Raw genomic sequence first — 17,061 nt, forward strand, 5'->3', positions numbered from 1 at the left:
TGCATGACGCATTATCGCTGGAGTGGCGGTTCTGTGAACTGCTTCATAAAAGCGTCTGGAAAAGTAAGAATAAAGAGAAAAACCAGGTGGGATTTCTGCCCGTTTGCCGTAAAACGCCGACAAACGGGCAGCAAGAATTACAGAGAACGGCTCTCCAGTAAGTCGGTCAGCGCGGTATCATTTTTTAGCTGCTGCCAGGCTTGCTCGACGTCCTGGGGTATATCAACATGTACGATAAAATCGTGTCCACAGGGCCCGTAGCCAGTTGCATCATCACGCAGACGCGGAAGTTCACCGGTAATGAGAGAAAGGTAGCGTTCTACCGACCACAGACCTTCTGCGGCAGGCACAAAATCCACGCCGTTGTGCTGCTGAGACAGTTCAGGGATGAAACCAGGGAAACTCAACCAGCGCGGCGCATGCGGCTCATCGCGGGTGACGCGCTGAAACGTGGCCATTGTGCGGCGTTGCATAGTGGGATCCTGCACCACTATGACGGTATGAATACTTTCTGCCGCCTGATTTAGTAATGCACAGCTAAACCGGGCATTCTCACCGCAGTTTGTCGACTGATCTTCCACCCAAATTTTCTCACCCGGAATTTGCCAGAACTGGTGAGCAATATCGGCAAGGATCGCCGCTTCCGCGCGTCCGGTAGTACGAATGATGTTATAACGCGGATGCTGGGCAATCGCATCATACAGAAAGCGCGTGGAATGACCGATACCACCGCTAATCAGCAAGGGAACCTGTTGCTCTTTCGCGATCCGACAGGCGGCGTCGATGGTCGGAATAACCGCGTTCCCTGCCAGAATCACGCAATCTGACTGAACGGTGATATTCCCCGTAAAATCATTCTGCGCCAGCCATCGCCCTACGGTATTGATAGCCGCGAGGGTGGTTGCGGAAAGTGTCGGAAACTGACTCATATTGATGACTCCTGGTGTTTATCTTTACCGGGTACAGATGCCGGGTGGCGGCTACACCTCATCCGGCCTACGGCCCTGCACCGATTTATCCCGAAATCTGCTCCATCGCCTGCAGAATACGTTTATCGGAGATCGGATACGGCGTACCAAGCTGCTGGGCAAAATAGCTGACGCGCAGCTCTTCTATCATCCAGCGGATCTCTTTGACATCGGCATCTTGACGGCGCGCGGGAGGCAGTTTATTGAACCACTGCTGCCAGGCCTGCTGCACACTGTCCACTTTCAGCATCTGTGCACGGTCACGGTGCGGATCGATAGCCAGTTTTTCCAGACGTTTTTCAATAGCCTGCAAATAACGCAACGTATCGCCCAAGCGTTTGAAACCATTGCCGGTAACAAACCCGCGATACACCAGTCCGCCCATTTGCGATTTGATATCCGCGAGACCCAGCGCCATGGTCATATCCACGCGCCCTTTCAGACGTTTATTGATATTAAACACTGCGGTCAGGATCTGTTCGACCTGCTTCGCAATCTCCACCACCGTATCGTTCAGTTCAGCCCGCACTTTCTCATGCAGCGCGGTAAAGCCTTCTTCAGTCCACACCGGGCCACCGTTGGCGTCAATTAACTGATCCACACCGCAGGAGATACAGTCGTCAATCAAATCCAGAACTTTACCGTATGGGTTAAAGTACAGCCCCAGCTTGGCTTTATTGGGCAGCTTCTCATGCAAATATTTGATTGGCGAAGGAATATTCAGCAGCAACAGGCGGCGTAAACCGCACCACATCGCCTGCTGTTGTTCCAACGGATTATCAAACAGTTTGATGGCAACGCTGTCACGCTCATCGACCAGCGCCGGCCACGCTTTCACCTTATAGTTACCGCGTTTTTGTTCGTAACTTTCCGGAAGTTGACCGAAGCTCCAGATGTGCAACCCACTCTGTTCGATGCCGTCATCAGCCACCGCAGACAATGTTTCCTGAACTTTACCCTTCAGCGCATCCTTCAAATCTTGCAGCGAACGTCCTTCCTGTAGCTTCTTATTTTTATCATCCACCACCCGGAAGGTGATTTTTAGGTGATCGGGCACCTGATCCCAGTGCCAGTCTTCACGGTCAACGGTAACGCCGGTCATGCGGCGCAGTTCACGCTCCAGCGAGTCCAGCAGCGGCAGTTCCAGCGGTGTGACGCGGCCTAAAAACGCTTCCGCATAGTTCGGCGCGGGCACAAAGTTGCGTCGTACCGGTTTTGGCAACGACTTAATCAGGGCGATCACCAGTTCGCGGCGCAGCCCCGGGATTTGCCATTCAAAACCGCTCTCTTCGATCTGATTAAGCAGCGGGAGTGGAATATGTACGGTCACACCGTCCGCATCGGCTCCAGGTTCGAACTGGTAGCTCAGGCGCAGCTTAAGGTTACCCTGATGCCAGAAGTTCGGATAATCCAGCTTACTGATTTTCTCCGCGCCCTCTTTGATGAGCATGCTCTTTTCAAAGTTGAGCAGATCCGGTGTTTCACGGCTGACCTTTTTCCACCAGCTATCAAAGTGACGAGCAGAAACCACGTCATGGCTGATGCGTTGGTCGTAAAACTCAAACAGCGTCTCATCATCGACCAGAATGTCGCGACGGCGTGATTTGTGCTCTAACTCTTCCACTTCAGCCCGTAACTTCAGATTGTCACGGAAAAACGCATGGCGCGTTTGCCAGTCACCTTCCACCAGCGCATGACGAATGAACAGTTCACGCGACAACGCGGGATCGATCTGGCTGTAATTTACCTTACGGGCCGCAACAATCGGTAAGCCGTAGACAGTGACTTTTTCTGTCGCCATCACAGCACCCTGCGCGCGTTCCCAGTGCGGTTCGCTGTATGAACGTTTGATCAGATGCTGGGCTACCGGTTCCACCCATTCGGGATCGATACGCGCGGCAATACGTCCCCACAGGCGGCTGGTTTCCACCAGCTCAGCGACCATCGTCCACTTCGGCGGTTTTTTGAATAAACCTGAACCCGGGAAGATCGAGAAGCGAGCGTTACGCGCCCCGGTAAACTCCTGTTTATCGGTATCTTTCATCCCGATGTGCGACAGTAAACCGGTCAGCAACGCGACGTGGATCTCCCGATATTCAGCGGGTTCGCTGTTGACCGGAATACCCAACTCTTTCACCACCTGGCGCAGTTGCGTGTAGATATCCTGCCACTCACGCACGCGCAGGTAGTTCAGAAAATCAAGTTTGCACTGGCGACGGAACTGGTTTGACGACAGCGCTTTTTGCTGCTCGCCGAGATAGTTCCACAGGTTCACAAATGCAAGAAAATCAGACTCTTTGTCGTGGAAACGGCGATGCTTCTCATCGGATGCCTGCTGCTTGTCCATTGGACGCTCGCGCGGATCCTGAATGGACAGTGCCGAGGTGATGATCATCGCTTCGCGCACACAACCATGTTTTTGTGCTTCCAGCACCATTCGCGCCAGCCGTGGGTCCACCGGAAGTTGCGACAGCTGACGGCCCAACGGCGTTAACTTGTATGCGGTTGCCTGTTCGTCGGTGGTTATCGCCCCCAACTCTTCGAGCAGGCGCACACCGTCCTGAATATTGCGCTTATCCGGCGCTTCAACAAACGGGAACGCCGCGATATCGCCCAGCCCCAACGCGGTCATCTGCAAAATAACGGATGCCAGGTTGGTACGCAGGATCTCCGGGTCGGTAAACTCCGGGCGCGACAGGAAATCGTCTTCGGAATACAGACGAATACAGATCCCTTCCGAAACACGACCGCAGCGACCTTTACGCTGGTTAGCAGAGGCCTGCGACACCGGTTCAATCGGCAAGCGCTGAACTTTGGTGCGGTAACTGTAACGGCTGATACGCGCGGTGCCCGGGTCAATTACGTATTTGATTCCCGGAACGGTCAGCGACGTTTCCGCCACGTTGGTCGCCAGCACGATACGGCGACCGCTGTGCGACTGGAACACGCGGTTCTGTTCGCTGTTTGAAAGACGCGCATACAGCGGTAGCACTTCGGTATGGCGCAAATCCAGCTTATTCAGCGCATCGGCGGTATCGCGAATTTCACGTTCGCCGCTCATGAAGATCAGAATGTCGCCTGGCCCTTCACGCCCCAGTTCATCTACGGCATCAAAAATTGCCTGCAGCTGGTCACGCTCAGTGTCATCTGCATCTTCAACAATTGGACGATAGCGCACTTCCACCGGATACGTTCGTCCGGAGACTTCGATAATCGGCGCGTTATTGAAATGCTTTGAAAAACGTTCAGGATCAATGGTCGCCGAAGTGATGATAATTTTTAGATCCGGGCGACGCGGTAGAAGTTCTTTCAGATAGCCGAGCAGAAAATCGATATTCAGACTGCGTTCATGCGCTTCATCGATGATGATGGTGTCGTACTGCATTAGCAGCCGATCCTGTTGGATTTCTGCCAGCAGGATACCGTCCGTCATCAGCTTGACCATGGTGTTATCACTGACATGATCGCTGAAACGTACCTTATAACCGATACAGCCGCCCGGCTCGGTCTGCAGCTCTTCCGCAATACGGTTCGCCACGGTGCGCGCCGCCAGACGACGCGGCTGGGTATGGCCTATCAGCCCTTTTACCCCGCGCCCCAGTTCCATACATATTTTGGGTAACTGGGTGGTTTTCCCCGAACCGGTCTCACCGGCGACAATCACCACCTGATGGTCGCGAATAGCCTCCAGAATATCCTGTTTTTTCTGGCTGACGGGCAGGTTTTCCGGGTAGCGGATTTCCGGACGCGCCGCTTCACGCAGCACAACTTTACCGGCTGCCAGCTCAATCTCTTTCGCCATCTCCTGGTAAATGGCCTGTTGTGCATCAGGATTTTTAACCTTCTTCACACCGTGCAGGCGGCGGGCAAAACGCTGTCTGTCACGCAGCATCAGTGAGTCCAGCTGTTGCTGCAACATGTTGAAGGTTAATTTTTGTTGTTCTGTCATAGCGTTAAAAGGCAGTGCTCTGCCGGGTTAAATCTCTTTTAGATGATGGGTATAGAGTACCACATCGGCGCTTTTCATGTGTTGTTCAATAATTTCGAACATAGGATTCGATATATTGCGCTATCACTGCGACAGGATTGTGAATAAAGTGTCAACAAGCAACGGGGCACTACCCCTTCAAACACATAAAAGGAAACACCCATGAGCAAGGTATTAGTTCTTAAATCCAGTATTCTGGCAGGGTACTCTCAGTCTGGTCAGTTGTCTGATTATTTTGTTGAACAGTGGCGTGAAAAGCACTCTGCTGATGAAATCACTGTCCGCGACCTGGCTGCAAATCCTGTACCGGTACTGGATGGCGAACTGGTGGGTGCGATGCGCCCGAGCGATACACCGCTGACGCCGCGTCAGCAAGAAGCGCTGGCGCTGTCCGATGAGCTGATTGCTGAGCTGAAAGCGCATGATGTGATTGTTATCGCCGCGCCGATGTACAACTTCAACATCCCAACGCAGCTGAAAAACTACTTTGACCTGATTGCCCGTGCAGGTGTGACTTTCCGTTATACCGAGAAAGGCCCGGAAGGTCTGGTGACAGGTAAACGCGCGGTGGTGCTGACCAGCCGTGGTGGTATCCATAAAGACACACCAACCGACCTGATCACGCCGTACCTGAACGTATTCCTGGGCTTTATCGGCATCACCGACGTGAATGTTGTCTTTGCTGAAGGTATTGCTTACGGCCCGGAAGTGGCATCTAAAGCACAGTCCGATGCGAAAGCCGCTATCGACAGCGTGGTTGCTGCCTGATAATTCCCCCTCTCACCATCCGGTGGGAGGGTTTCTCCGACACTTACTTCTTTCCCTGCATCTGTATCTGTTTGCCGTGAATGCGATTAATATCACGCCAGATGGTTGCATAATCCCTGCATTTCGCCAGATTCTCTTCCCAACAATGAAGCAAAAACTGTTCCGGTTCCGCGACATCCCGGCTTAACAGCTTGAATACCCAACGATTCCAGACATACCACTTGAAAAGCCACATGATTTCACCCTACGACGCGACCGGTGTTGGACTATACCAGCATCCATTTTATGCCGTGTGGCAACTATTGCGATGTCAACGATTAATCCAGATGAATGCTACACAAGCAGTACCAGCCAGACAGCCCACAGAATAGCTGCCAGGCAGAGCGTATGCCGACACTGTTGCAATGCGCCGGACTGGCGCTCGGCCAACGTGAGCGTTTTCAGTCGCTCACGACGCCAGATAAAGCACAGCGCATCGCCTGCCTGTACATTGTTATGTGCAGTGATTAGCGAAAAATAGCGCTCATCAAGCCATAATCGCCAGCAGCCAAACCAGACAATGGCGCACAGCAGCGCGATAATGGCACGCAGGACGCCAGGCGGTGCGACAAAGAGCACCCACACCATCGGCGGGAGGGAAAAAAGCAGGATGAAGCGCCAGCTTGCCAGCGTGTTTCGCAACAAGTCATGCCGAAGCGCCTCCCCATCTGTTACGTTGTCACTTTCCGTTGCCATTGTTGCAGCATCTCCAGATGTTTATCAGTCAGCACCACCTGTGGGCGGCACGCACGGATCTGTGCCACGGCCTGCTCTACCGTAGTTGCATTACCATGGAGTAACAACCACGCCGCAATCACCATCGCACTACGCGATAGTCCTAAAGCACAGTGCACCAGCACCGTGCCCTGAGTCTCACGCAGGGTCTCCAGACTGCTCACCGCCTGATGAAGTTCAGCTTCATTCGGGATCACTAAATCCAGCATTGGTACGCAGTGATACGTTCGCGAAGCCGTCGCCCGTCCACGAGGAAACTCAAAGGTCACGTCCAGTACCGCATTTTGTGCTGGCTCCTGGCGCGGAAAACTACCAAGATACACGCCAGGTGCCACCGAACTTACCGCAGGCAAACGGCGGGTAAACCAACGCATCGACAGCCACATTCCTGCTCGCCACGGCAATGACAGCCAGTAAACAGCGGGAGGGAATCGGCCATGCGAATCTTTCGCCGTCGTTGCTGCACCGAATCCAGCGTAGCCGCACCCGGCGATCAACAACGCCAGCGCAGGCCATAACAACCATGGCGTCAGCAACACTGCTGAAATGAAGCATACTGCCGCCCCTGTCAGGTATCGCCGCATCAACCTCATGCGCGCTGCATCCGGTTTACACCAGTGCCAGCGGCGTTGTTCCGGAACCATCCAGTCAATCAGCATTCCTGCTGCCAGTCCGGTAATAATATCTATAAAATGGTGTTGCCAGGTGGTAAGAACAGAGATAGCAATCAGCAAAAACCAGCTATCAAAGAGCCTGCGCCAACCGCCTGACAGATACCGACTGAAATGCCGCCACAGCAGCCAGCAGAGAATAATATGCAGTGATGGCGACTGGTTATAAGGTAGATCGAACTGCTCCAGTTGCGCAAACAGCCAACCCGCCGCCCCCACCACCTCGGGACGCGTAAAACTAAACTGCAACGGAAACAGTAAAAAACCGCCGCAGGCAATCACCGATGCCAGTACCAGCCGGAGCACCAGTCGACGCTGTTCGAAACGCGTGGTGCAAACAAACAGAGATAATCCGTAAAACAGATCCAGGCTCCAGTAAGGAAGAATGGTCCACGGAATAAAAGGAATGGCCGACTCCCAGTCAAAAACGATACTTCCAACGTTCTGATATTGCGCGTCTTGCCAGGCGGTAAACTGATTTACCTTGCCATACGTAAGGAAAAAAAACGGTGCCAGCAGCAGTAACCAACCTGCTGCCTGCACCATGACTTTACGCTGCTCAGGAGGCACGACGCACCGCCATAGAAACGGTGAAGATACCCCATTCATCAATCAGCTGTGTACACTTCTCAAAGCCCGCGTCACGAACCAGCGCATCCATTTCCCCCTGCGTACGTACGCGCATCACCCACGCTTTACCATCTTTATGGCTGGTCAGCGACCAGGCGATCGTTTTTAGCTGTGGATGCCAGGGTTGCCCGGTATAGATCAACACGCCCCCCGGCGCTATCGCCTCTGCCAACCCGGACAAAGAGTTTTTGACCAGCGTGTTGTCAGGAAAGAGTTCGTACAAACCGGAGACAATCCCTAATGTGGGACAAGGTTCCAGCGCTGCCAATTGTTCGCGGTTGAAGGCATCACCTTGTTCAAAGTGCGCAATGTCAGTCATGCCTCTGCTGGCGATCATTTCGCGACCTTTATTCACGTTCAGCTCACTGTAATCGCGCAATAAAATTGAACTTACCGCCGGTTCGCCTTCCAGCGCATCGAGTACATAGCGTCCATGTCCGGCAGCAATATCCACCACATGCACCGGCGTGCCCTGCTCCGCCAACTGAGCGACTGCCTGGCTAATCAGCATCTGCAAATGAACCTTACGCTGGCGGATCCCCTGCCAGCCGACATTGTTCAGGTAGTTCTTGTCAATTAAACGCCCCAGCGCACTGCTACCCTGAGGCTGGTTGCGATAGACATAATCCAGCGTACTGCCGGAATCAAAACCGGTGTCAAACCCCAGACGTACACCCGTAGATTGCGTCCCCAGAAGCTTCATGCCATAGCGCAAACCGCGGTACGCAAGATCTTCAAGAGAATACGGCGCAGGTCCGCCATTGAGCATCCGCCAGGTATCCGCACCCGGGCTCCAGCGGTCTTCGTTACTGTAATCAAAACGCTGCACCGGCGTAGCATAGAGCGTCGTAATAAAATCGCGCATTTTATCGAATGCCAGGTACCGATCTTTTTCGCCTAACGTGTCGTGGTAAAAACCCGGCAGCACGTGCAATTCTTTCAGGGGATTCCTCAGGCGCTGATAAAAATCAATCTGCGGCTGGCGATGCACAACAAAATCATCCCCGGACACCAGCAACTGCACAGGTAACGTAATAGCAGCGGCATCGCTGACAATTCGCTCTGCCGTTTTGTAGAGATCCAACAGGATGTTCACCGCAATGGCACGGGTGATCTGAGTATCAAGGTTAAAGCTGGCCACGCGATCAACATCGTGCGTCAGGTATTTGCCTTTAACATAAGAATTAACGAAAAACAGGCCACGTAGCCGGTGCAGTAACGTTAGCCCCTGGCGGGCAAACGGCACATACAATTTCACTTTGAAAGCCGGTGACGCCAGCACCAGTCCACGAATATCAGGCGCATAGTCATGTGCCCAGGTTGCAGCCAGTACCGCGCCTACGCTTTGGGCTACGACGACCACATCTTCCATTGCGGCCTGGCTGTCTGCTGCGGCGAAACGTACAAATTCTTCAACATCCTGCACCGAGCGCGCCAGCGAGGGGCTATAACCACGCTGACCCGGCGAGTGCCCGTGACCACGTGCATCCCAGGCATAAAATACGGTGTCTGGCATCGCCAGTTCATCCACAATATGCTGCAGCCGCCCGGAATGTTCGTGTCCACGATGGAACAGAACAATCACTTTAGGTGTCATGCCTGGCGTAGGCGCAGGCCAGTGACGATAAAACAGCACGGTGTTATCGCTGGTCAAAAAATGTCGCTCGTCTGGCACGCGTGTATTATTCATGTGGCTGCATTCCTGTAGTTTGTTGCTGTAGCAGCAACAACTGCTGCCTGAGTTCGTCCATGAAGCGGTGTTTATCATCATGAAAACGCAATGCTCTGCCAATATTGACGTCAATAAACAGCGGCAGCGGTATACGATTCCCTTTTGCCATTACGTGTTCCGTCCCACGTAGCCAGACGGGAATAATCGGCACATCCGGCACTCTCTGGCTCAGATGCCATAACCCGGATTTCAGCGGTGACAGTTTTCCCGGCTCACCGCGCGTCCCTTCCGGGAAGAGGATTAGGATCTTGCCGTCGCGTAATGCCTGTTCACACTGCGCCAGCGGATTGGTTTCCCCGCCCTTACGCGAAATGGGAATAATGTTGAGAATATTCAGCGCAAACCAGGCCATCGCCTTATTACGCAGGAAATAATCAGCAGCAGCCACCGGATGAATGGACGCCTGGCGGCGCAGCGGAAAGAGCGAAAGGAGTGCAAACACGTCCATATGGCTGTTGTGATTGGCGACAATAATCGCCGGGCCGCGAATGGGCAGACGATCCCGATGCCTGATACGCAGCCCAAGCCACAGCCATATCACTGGCCAGACAATGCAAAGCGTAAACAGCGTTCGCAAAATTGAGCTCATCATAAGTTAGTAGCAAAAGTAGCGGATGAAGTGGAAAAAAACGGGGGCGGTGAAGATCAGAGAATCCAGTCGATCAAGAATACCGCCGTGGCCTGGCAACAGTGTTCCGCTGTCCTTCACGCCGATATCACGTTTTATTGCCGACATCACCACATCGCCACAAAAACCGCTGAGACCGATAATAAAACCCGCCAGCAGCGACAACGGTAAGTTTAATGGCGTCATCACAGGCCCAAGCAGTGCCGCCATCAGCGTAGTCGTTGCCACGCCGCCGATCAATCCCGCCAGCGTCTTGTTAGGGCTGACCTTAGGCATAACCTTCATACGCCCAATCGATTTTCCCCACAGGTACTGCGCAATATCGTTGAATTCCGTTAAACCTACCAGGAAGAGCACCAGCAATGCGCCGGTTTGTTTGCCATCATCAGGCAGTACCAGCAAAAACGCGACATGGCTGAACGCAAATACGGTGGTCATCAGGCTCCAGTGATGCTGCGAGGCAAAACGTAAGAAGCCCTGCGTATCACCCGCAATCACCATACGAACAGGTAAGAATAAGAATGCATAGACCGGGATAAAAACGACAAACATGCCGTACCAGTTGATCCCAATCAACCAGTAGTTAATCGGAATAGCAACGAACATCCACAGCAGCGGCATGCGGTCGGTTTGACGCGACGGAGCCAGCGTCAAAAACTCCTTTAGCGCCATGAAACTCACCAGCGCAAAAAAGGTTAACGCCAGCCAGCGCGGACTTAAAATAGCCAGAGAAAACAATAAGATGATTACCCACCAGGTGCGAATGCGTAATGTCAGTTCCCGCCAGTCTTTGCCCGGTCGTCGCCACACCAGTAATCCATTCACCACCGTTGCAACCAACAGCAGCGCAAAAATGACCGCGAGTGACCTCTCTAACAGCATCATTTCACGGCCTCTTCACGCAATGCACTTTTACAGCGATTAATCACCGTCCATAGCAGTAAGAGCGTAGCAATACCCCAGAGCACATTGTTCCACTGCGCAACCTGCGGCCACAGCGCCAGCGCCAGACCCCACGCGCCAAATACCAACGCTCTGTCGCTTTTACCCAGCGGTCCGGCATAGCTGCGGACGCCATTAATCGTTTGTGCCAGGACGCCGCAAAACTCCGTCATCACCGCACAGAACAGCATCACCAAAACCAGTAATACGTTACTGTCGGGGAGCAGCATAAACGGCAAGTAAAGCGCAATGTCGGAAAGAATGTCTCCGCTTTCATTAAGAATGGCCCCAAGTCGCGATTGTTGGTTGCATTCCCTCGCCAGCATGCCGTCCAGTGCATTGAGCGCCATCCGTATAAACAACACGATGGGCAGGAGAACAAAAAATTCAGGTTGGGGGAAAATAACCAGCACTGCACCGGTCACAAAAGAAAGCGCCATCGCGGCAAGAGTAACGTGATTCGCTGTGACGCCTTTTTTATGTAGCCAGAACATGAGAGGCCGCAAAAGCGCCTGAAAGGCGGGCTTTATCTGATAAAGCGTCATCATCACTCCTTGATAATTTGTTGATTTAAATATAGTGGATTAATTAACCGCTGCCGCCTATTACTTTTTATGGGAGTAACTACATAAATCGAGCTTATTAAAATACTCTATTGTTTTTTCAGCCACTTACCATTTATACCCTGCACATACTCTCCCGGTTTAGCGCGAGCAACCAGCTTTTGCCCGGCCATTTTTGCCACTTCATCTGGCGGAATATTATTGCTCTCAGCCAGTTGCTGATAGCTGGCGTTGCGCGCTTTATTAATCTCACTCACCAGCGCCTGCGTTTCGGCATCGGTTTGCAATGCAACCAGATAGCCATTTAGCGTTTCCCCTACTCGCCCCTGAGTTCTGGCTTCATTCAGGGTCAATGCCCACGTATTGCTGCTGAGTAAACTTAGGACGACCAGCGCCACTGCAAACTGTTTTCTCATCATGACCTCAGAACAAATCGCTGCGCGATTTCAATAAACTTTCGACGTCTTTATCAACTTTGATATGGATCTCATGCTCGATTTTGACGTTCATATTAATGGTGATGGGCTCTTTTGGCGCAGCCACTTCGATTCTGGGAGTACATCCTACCAGCAGAGATGAAGTCAGCAGACCTAGCATGGCAGCTATCGTTTTCATTGTTGTTCCTCACATTCCTTGCCTTCCGGGCAATGGGTTTCCGGCAGCGCTGCATTTTGTTCAAGCCATGCCTGTAAATTGTCGCCAAAACGCAAACTGCGCCATAGCGTAAAGACGTTTTCCTCGTGGGTATAATTCAAATTAACCGTACCTACTTTGCCATCTACCCGACTATTGCCAGTCACGGTTGACTGCATGGTTAAGACACCGAGGTTATCCAGATTTATTTTCGTCCACGAATGGCTTATTTCCATATAACGCAGCCAGTTAATGGCCGCCCCCGCCGCCATGTTATCTTTGACGACCGCATCCGCTGTGTCCTTATCAATACGCAACGTCATCGGCCCTGGATTAGTCAACCAGCCGTCTTTAATGATCCATTTTTCGTTGTCCAGCCATAATGGCAACGCACCACTGACCGGGCCAGACATGGCGAACTGTTTGGGGTTAACCGCACTGATAAGCTCGCTGGAAGAGATATTCTGCACCCGCAATAAGGCCGGGTCGTGCTGCGGCATCCGCAGTTGCTGCATGATGATTTTGCCACCCAGCAGGTCGGCACTGACATCGCTCAACAGTAACGGGTTGTTTTCACTCCAGGGGTACGCCCCCTGCAGATCGGCGGCGATATTCTTCACCGTCACCTGATTCACCACTTCCGCAATACGCAATGAAATAGGTCCACGCGTACCCAGTTGCCATGCGCCTTCACTAAACCGGAAAGGCAATACAAAATCGACACCGTTGATTTGGTTATCGGGCATCCAGGCGCTACCGCCTTTTAACACCCCATGACCGCCTGCTTCAAAGCCCTGCTCCGGGGCTGCCGAAAATGCGACCTGCGCATACAGATCACCTTCACGTAGCTTCATTTTCCAGTCAGGTGGAACCAGAGGTTGGAATACGGTGAGCGATTGTTTTGGCCACCAGGCCTGTCCGCGCAGGCGGATACCGTCCCAACGACCATTCAGCTGTACGGGCCCAATCGCCCCAGCGTGAAGCTGGCCTTTGAACTGGAAAATTGTCGGATCGCTACCTTCCACGCTGAACTTCAGCGTCGATGGTGGTAACACGCTTCCCCCGGTGAAGGTGGTGTTCCCTGCGTCCAGCGACAGCGCGCCGCTAAATGTCGGTTTGGTTGCATCCCGCACCCAAACTATCGGTTCGTCCATCACCAGACGCGGATTTTCCACCTTCATCGTGCCGTATTGCAGATGATCAAATCCGGTAGAAAGATCAAATAGCTTCAGGGTGTTGTCATGCCATTCTCCCTTACCCGCTACGTCCCAACGGGCATGCATCGGCGTAAAGCTGCCTTCCCCCCAATATCGCCACTGCCAACGACCGGCATCAGGAAGAAAATCATTTGCCAGGCCATCCAGATGCAGTTCAAAGCCCCCCATCTGGTTTTCATGCGCACGTAAAATAGCCTGCAGACGCCCATCCACACCACGTTGCGTGACTTTTACGCCTGCCAGCGGCCAGCGAATCTCGTCAATATCCAGCGAATCAATTACCCGCCCACGTGAGCGCAGCAGCGCTCCGGGCTCAAAAGCCAATTGTGGATCGTTCAGACTTCCGGTAAGTCTGGCGGGCAATTTCGCGTAGAAGATCAGATCGCCCTGTTTCGCTTCACCGGTCAACTGTAGCGGCATCTCGCTACTATCCATGCCAAGCTTACCCGGCCCCAGCGTTAATACGGCATTTCCTTTACCGGCGTCGCCATGCGTCAGAACGTTCAGACGCCCGCTCACCACCGCGTTTTCCAGTCCGGCCTGCCAGTTTTCAACTTTTATGCCCAACCGCCCGCTTAACGGGAATCCCTGATAAGGCCAGTTCCAGCGTCCGTCGCTGATGGTCAGTTGCTGGCGTGTTATTTCCCACGGAAGGTCCAGCAGCGGATCGGCATTATCACGCGCCATGACAATCAGTTGTCCGCTGTTTTCTTGCCACTCCAGTTCGGCGTCCACAAGCGTAGGCTCTTGCGGCAGACTTAACGTCGCAACCGCATGACCGCTTACCGGTAGCCCATCGGGAACCAGTGGCATAGTAAATTCACCGACCAATTTTACCGGCGGCTGGCCTTCAAATGCCGCAACATCCAGCTCAGTTACCGTGAGGTTTTGCCCGTGCAAACGCCCCTGGAATTTAACTTTTTCACCCTGGTAACGCAGCTGTTGAGTGGTGGGAGTGAGCGAGAGTGACAGTTTTCCCTGCCATTCCTGCCATGGAGAAAGAATAAGTTTGTCGATGTTAATCCAGGTATTGGGCAGCATTGACTGCCATTCAGCCAGCGTTTTAGGCGCTGCCGGCGATGGCTCTGCCTGCGGCAATTTGGACAGGCAAGCTGAATCCAACTCAATGGTCCCAACATTGAGCAACCAGCGGCTGGGGTGAGACAGATCCGCCTGAGTGATGCGTGCTAGCGGGCAATCTTCAACCAGATAGCGGAGTTCAGGTATATGCAACCCATGCCGTGTCAGCCGCGGGCTTTCATCCAGCGCGATGCGTGTTCCAACGGGTAACCAGATACCCACCAACGTAGGCACCCACAGGCCAAGCGTCATCACTAGCGTCAGCGGCACGAGAATCAATAATAAGAGGAGTGCCAGAACGGCTTTATATTTACCCTTCATGGGTAGTTAATATCCTGATTTAGCAAAAATTTAAGCCGGTTTAGGCCTGTATTGTGGCATGTTTAACTGGATATGCCCACATTAAGGATAGATAACCGATTTCTAGGCACGCTGTTACACGTGCCGTCTGGGATATTAAGATTCAGACTCAATGAGGCCTAAGTTGTCCATCGCTATGTTTAGGTCCGATACGACCTGCTTCTATCAGAATTTCCTCAATGAGTTCTTCGAGGCACTCCCTACCATGATGATCGCAGACCAGATGTACCTGCCGGGAAATCTCATCAGGTTTCATACCATCGCATAATGCCGCCTTGAGCATTAGGGTGGCCCATCGTTTTGCTTCAGAGTGAGTCAGCATAACCCCTCCCGATAATTGCTACCTGTATAAGCGTAGCTGCCCGGATGTGATTCGGCTGGCTTTTTACCTGCCGCGATATTCGGGGGTTGAGTTGGATAGAAAAATATACAGTTGTTGAAATTGTGTAACCTGCCCACACTAACAACAGATGCGCTGACATTATTCATTACGCCTATGACTATCAATAACTTTTTAGATTTTGTAAAATAATTTGAATTGGATTAATGTGACGTCAAAATCACTGGAGAAAGTCTTATGAAACTCGCCATCTATAGTACAAAACAGTACGACAAGAAGTATCTGCAGCAGGTTAACGAGGCTTTTGGTTTTGAACTTGAATTCTTTGACTTTCTGTTGACGGAAAAAACAGCGAAAACCGCCCATGGCTGTGAAGCTGTGTGCATTTTCGTCAACGACGATGGCAGCCGCCCCGTTCTGGAAGAACTGAAAAAGCATGGCGTGAAATACATTGCGCTGCGTTGTGCCGGGTTCAATAACGTCGATCTCGACGCAGCAAAAGAGCTGGGTCTGCAGGTGGTTCGTGTTCCAGCTTATTCACCAGAGGCTGTCGCTGAGCATGCGATTGGCATGATGATGACACTGAATCGCCGTATTCACCGCGCCTATCAGCGTACCCGTGATGCCAACTTCTCTCTTGAGGGGCTGACCGGTTTTACTATGTATGGCAAAACCGCTGGGGTGATCGGTACCGGTAAAATCGGTATCGCTGCGCTGCGGATCCTGAAAGGTTTTGGTATGCGTCTGCTGGCGTTCGATCCTTATCCGAGCGCTGCTGCTCTGGAGTTAGGCGTTGAATATGTCGATCTTAAAACGCTGTTTGCAGAGTCAGATGTCATCTCTCTGCACTGCCCGTTAACACCGGAGAATTATCATTTGCTCAATCACGAAGCCTTTGAGCAAATGAAAAACGGCGTGATGGTCATTAATACCAGTCGTGGTGCATTGATCGACTCACAAGCCGCTATCGATGCGCTGAAAAACCAGAAAATTGGTTCTCTGGGTATGGACGTGTATGAGAACGAACGCGACCTGTTCTTTGAAGATAAATCTAATGATGTCATTCAGGATGATGTATTCCGTCGTCTGTCAGCCTGCCATAACGTGCTGTTTACCGGTCATCAGGCATTCCTGACCGCAGAAGCGTTAACCAGCATTTCTGAGACCACGCTGCAGAATCTGGCCCAAATCTCTAAAGGCGAGACCTGTCCAAACGCCCTCTTCTAATACCTGTGCTCCCCTGGCGTCAGGGGAGCATTTTCAGACAATCACCGATGATAAAACATTCAGTATCATTATTATATTGAATGTATTCCCGTCACAAACGTAGAGAAATTTAATGAAGAAAGTTGTCACGTTGATTGCGCTCAGCATGCTGATGGCTGGCTGTGTGAGCAATGGAAAAGTTTCCGTCAATCGCGAACAGTTGCAGCATCACCGCTTCGTTTTGCAAAGCGTGAATGGTAAAGCCGTCACCGCCACCAACAACCCACCTGAGTTAAGTTTTGGCGAAAACATGACGGTATCAGGAAAGATGTGTAATCAATTCCACGGCCAGGGCAAGCTGTCCGACGGTGAGTTGAAGGTAAAAGATATGGCGATGACGCGTATGATGTGCGCCGATCCACAGCTTAACGCGCTCGACGGGATCGTCAGCGAAATGTTTAAGCAAGGCGCACAGGTCGATCTGACTGCTGACCAGTTAACGCTGGCGACAGCAGAACAAACGCTGACGTATAAACTCGCGGATTTAATGTAGGAAACGTG

Annotated in this window: 15 protein-coding genes; 3 read left to right on the top strand and 12 right to left on the bottom strand. The window is 52.3% G+C overall.

Features of this window, described 5'->3' with window-relative positions:
* Positions 1-137: 137 nt before the first annotated feature.
* Positions 138-935 (bottom strand): YdcF family protein, encoded by a 798-nt coding sequence (locus OGX86_RS08060; RefSeq protein ID WP_171846022.1) that lies wholly within the window; start codon positions 933-935, stop codon positions 138-140.
* Positions 936-1,014: 79 nt separating this feature from the next.
* Positions 1,015-4,917 carry an ATP-dependent RNA helicase HrpA gene (gene hrpA / locus OGX86_RS08065; protein ID WP_032943558.1) on the bottom strand — a complete coding sequence of 1,301 codons (3,903 nt, stop codon included), beginning with the start codon at positions 4,915-4,917 and terminating at the stop codon, positions 1,015-1,017.
* A gap of 201 nt (positions 4,918-5,118) precedes the next feature.
* On the opposite strand from hrpA, the gene azoR reads away from it, so the two are divergent.
* Positions 5,119-5,724, top strand: coding sequence for an FMN-dependent NADH-azoreductase (gene azoR / locus OGX86_RS08070; protein WP_003020341.1), 606 nt, complete (start codon positions 5,119-5,121; stop codon positions 5,722-5,724).
* A 43-nt stretch (positions 5,725-5,767) separates the two neighbouring features.
* On the opposite strand, the gene OGX86_RS08075 is transcribed toward azoR, so the two are convergent.
* The 10 genes from OGX86_RS08075 to OGX86_RS08120 all read right to left on the bottom strand — a co-directional run bounded on the left by OGX86_RS08075 (position 5,768) and on the right by OGX86_RS08120 (position 14,915).
* Positions 5,768-5,959, bottom strand: a complete 192-nt coding sequence (locus OGX86_RS08075; RefSeq protein ID WP_048216308.1) for a hypothetical protein — start codon at positions 5,957-5,959, stop codon at positions 5,768-5,770.
* Positions 5,960-6,057: 98 nt separating this feature from the next.
* Positions 6,058-6,459 carry a hypothetical protein gene (locus OGX86_RS08080; protein WP_079934086.1) on the bottom strand — a complete coding sequence of 134 codons (402 nt, stop codon included), beginning with the start codon at positions 6,457-6,459 and terminating at the stop codon, positions 6,058-6,060.
* A complete protein-coding gene (locus tag OGX86_RS08085; RefSeq protein WP_286639777.1) occupies positions 6,435-7,739 on the bottom strand; it encodes a phosphatase PAP2/dual specificity phosphatase family protein in 1,305 nt (434 codons plus the stop codon). Before OGX86_RS08085 ends, OGX86_RS08080 begins: the two co-directional genes overlap by 25 nt.
* Positions 7,729-9,489, bottom strand: a complete 1,761-nt coding sequence (locus OGX86_RS08090) for a bifunctional alpha/beta hydrolase/class I SAM-dependent methyltransferase (RefSeq protein WP_136391916.1) — start codon at positions 9,487-9,489, stop codon at positions 7,729-7,731. The genes OGX86_RS08085 and OGX86_RS08090 overlap by 11 nt, the downstream gene beginning before the upstream one ends.
* Positions 9,482-10,123 (bottom strand): lysophospholipid acyltransferase family protein, encoded by a 642-nt coding sequence (locus OGX86_RS08095; protein ID WP_103285273.1) that lies wholly within the window; start codon positions 10,121-10,123, stop codon positions 9,482-9,484. The genes OGX86_RS08090 and OGX86_RS08095 overlap by 8 nt, the downstream gene beginning before the upstream one ends.
* Before the next feature lie 3 nt (positions 10,124-10,126).
* Positions 10,127-11,044 carry a phosphatidate cytidylyltransferase gene (locus tag OGX86_RS08100; protein WP_079934090.1) on the bottom strand — a complete coding sequence of 306 codons (918 nt, stop codon included), beginning with the start codon at positions 11,042-11,044 and terminating at the stop codon, positions 10,127-10,129.
* A complete protein-coding gene (locus tag OGX86_RS08105) occupies positions 11,041-11,646 on the bottom strand; it encodes a CDP-alcohol phosphatidyltransferase family protein (RefSeq protein ID WP_128316873.1) in 606 nt (201 codons plus the stop codon). The genes OGX86_RS08100 and OGX86_RS08105 overlap by 4 nt, the downstream gene beginning before the upstream one ends.
* 107 nt (positions 11,647-11,753) lie before the next feature.
* Positions 11,754-12,080, bottom strand: a complete 327-nt coding sequence (locus OGX86_RS08110) for a YdbL family probable chaperone protein (protein ID WP_048216302.1) — start codon at positions 12,078-12,080, stop codon at positions 11,754-11,756.
* Positions 12,081-12,087: 7 nt separating this feature from the next.
* The gene (locus tag OGX86_RS08115; protein ID WP_008784882.1) at positions 12,088-12,279 is read right to left on the bottom strand and encodes a YnbE family lipoprotein; all 192 of its coding nucleotides are present in this window, start codon (positions 12,277-12,279) and stop codon (positions 12,088-12,090) included.
* Positions 12,276-14,915 carry a YdbH family protein gene (locus OGX86_RS08120; protein WP_286639781.1) on the bottom strand — a complete coding sequence of 880 codons (2,640 nt, stop codon included), beginning with the start codon at positions 14,913-14,915 and terminating at the stop codon, positions 12,276-12,278. Before OGX86_RS08120 ends, OGX86_RS08115 begins: the two co-directional genes overlap by 4 nt.
* 616 nt (positions 14,916-15,531) lie before the next feature.
* Here OGX86_RS08120 and OGX86_RS08125 point away from each other — a divergent pair.
* Positions 15,532-16,521 carry a 2-hydroxyacid dehydrogenase gene (locus OGX86_RS08125; RefSeq protein WP_003833196.1) on the top strand — a complete coding sequence of 330 codons (990 nt, stop codon included), beginning with the start codon at positions 15,532-15,534 and terminating at the stop codon, positions 16,519-16,521.
* Between the two features lie 112 nt (positions 16,522-16,633).
* Positions 16,634-17,053 (top strand): heat shock protein HslJ, encoded by a 420-nt coding sequence (gene hslJ, locus OGX86_RS08130; RefSeq protein ID WP_048216300.1) that lies wholly within the window; start codon positions 16,634-16,636, stop codon positions 17,051-17,053.
* Positions 17,054-17,061: the final 8 nt, after the last annotated feature.

Origin of the sequence: Citrobacter sp. Cpo040 (assembly GCF_030332915.1) — a bacterium.
In the GTDB taxonomy this organism is placed as follows: domain Bacteria; phylum Pseudomonadota; class Gammaproteobacteria; order Enterobacterales; family Enterobacteriaceae; genus Citrobacter; species Citrobacter portucalensis.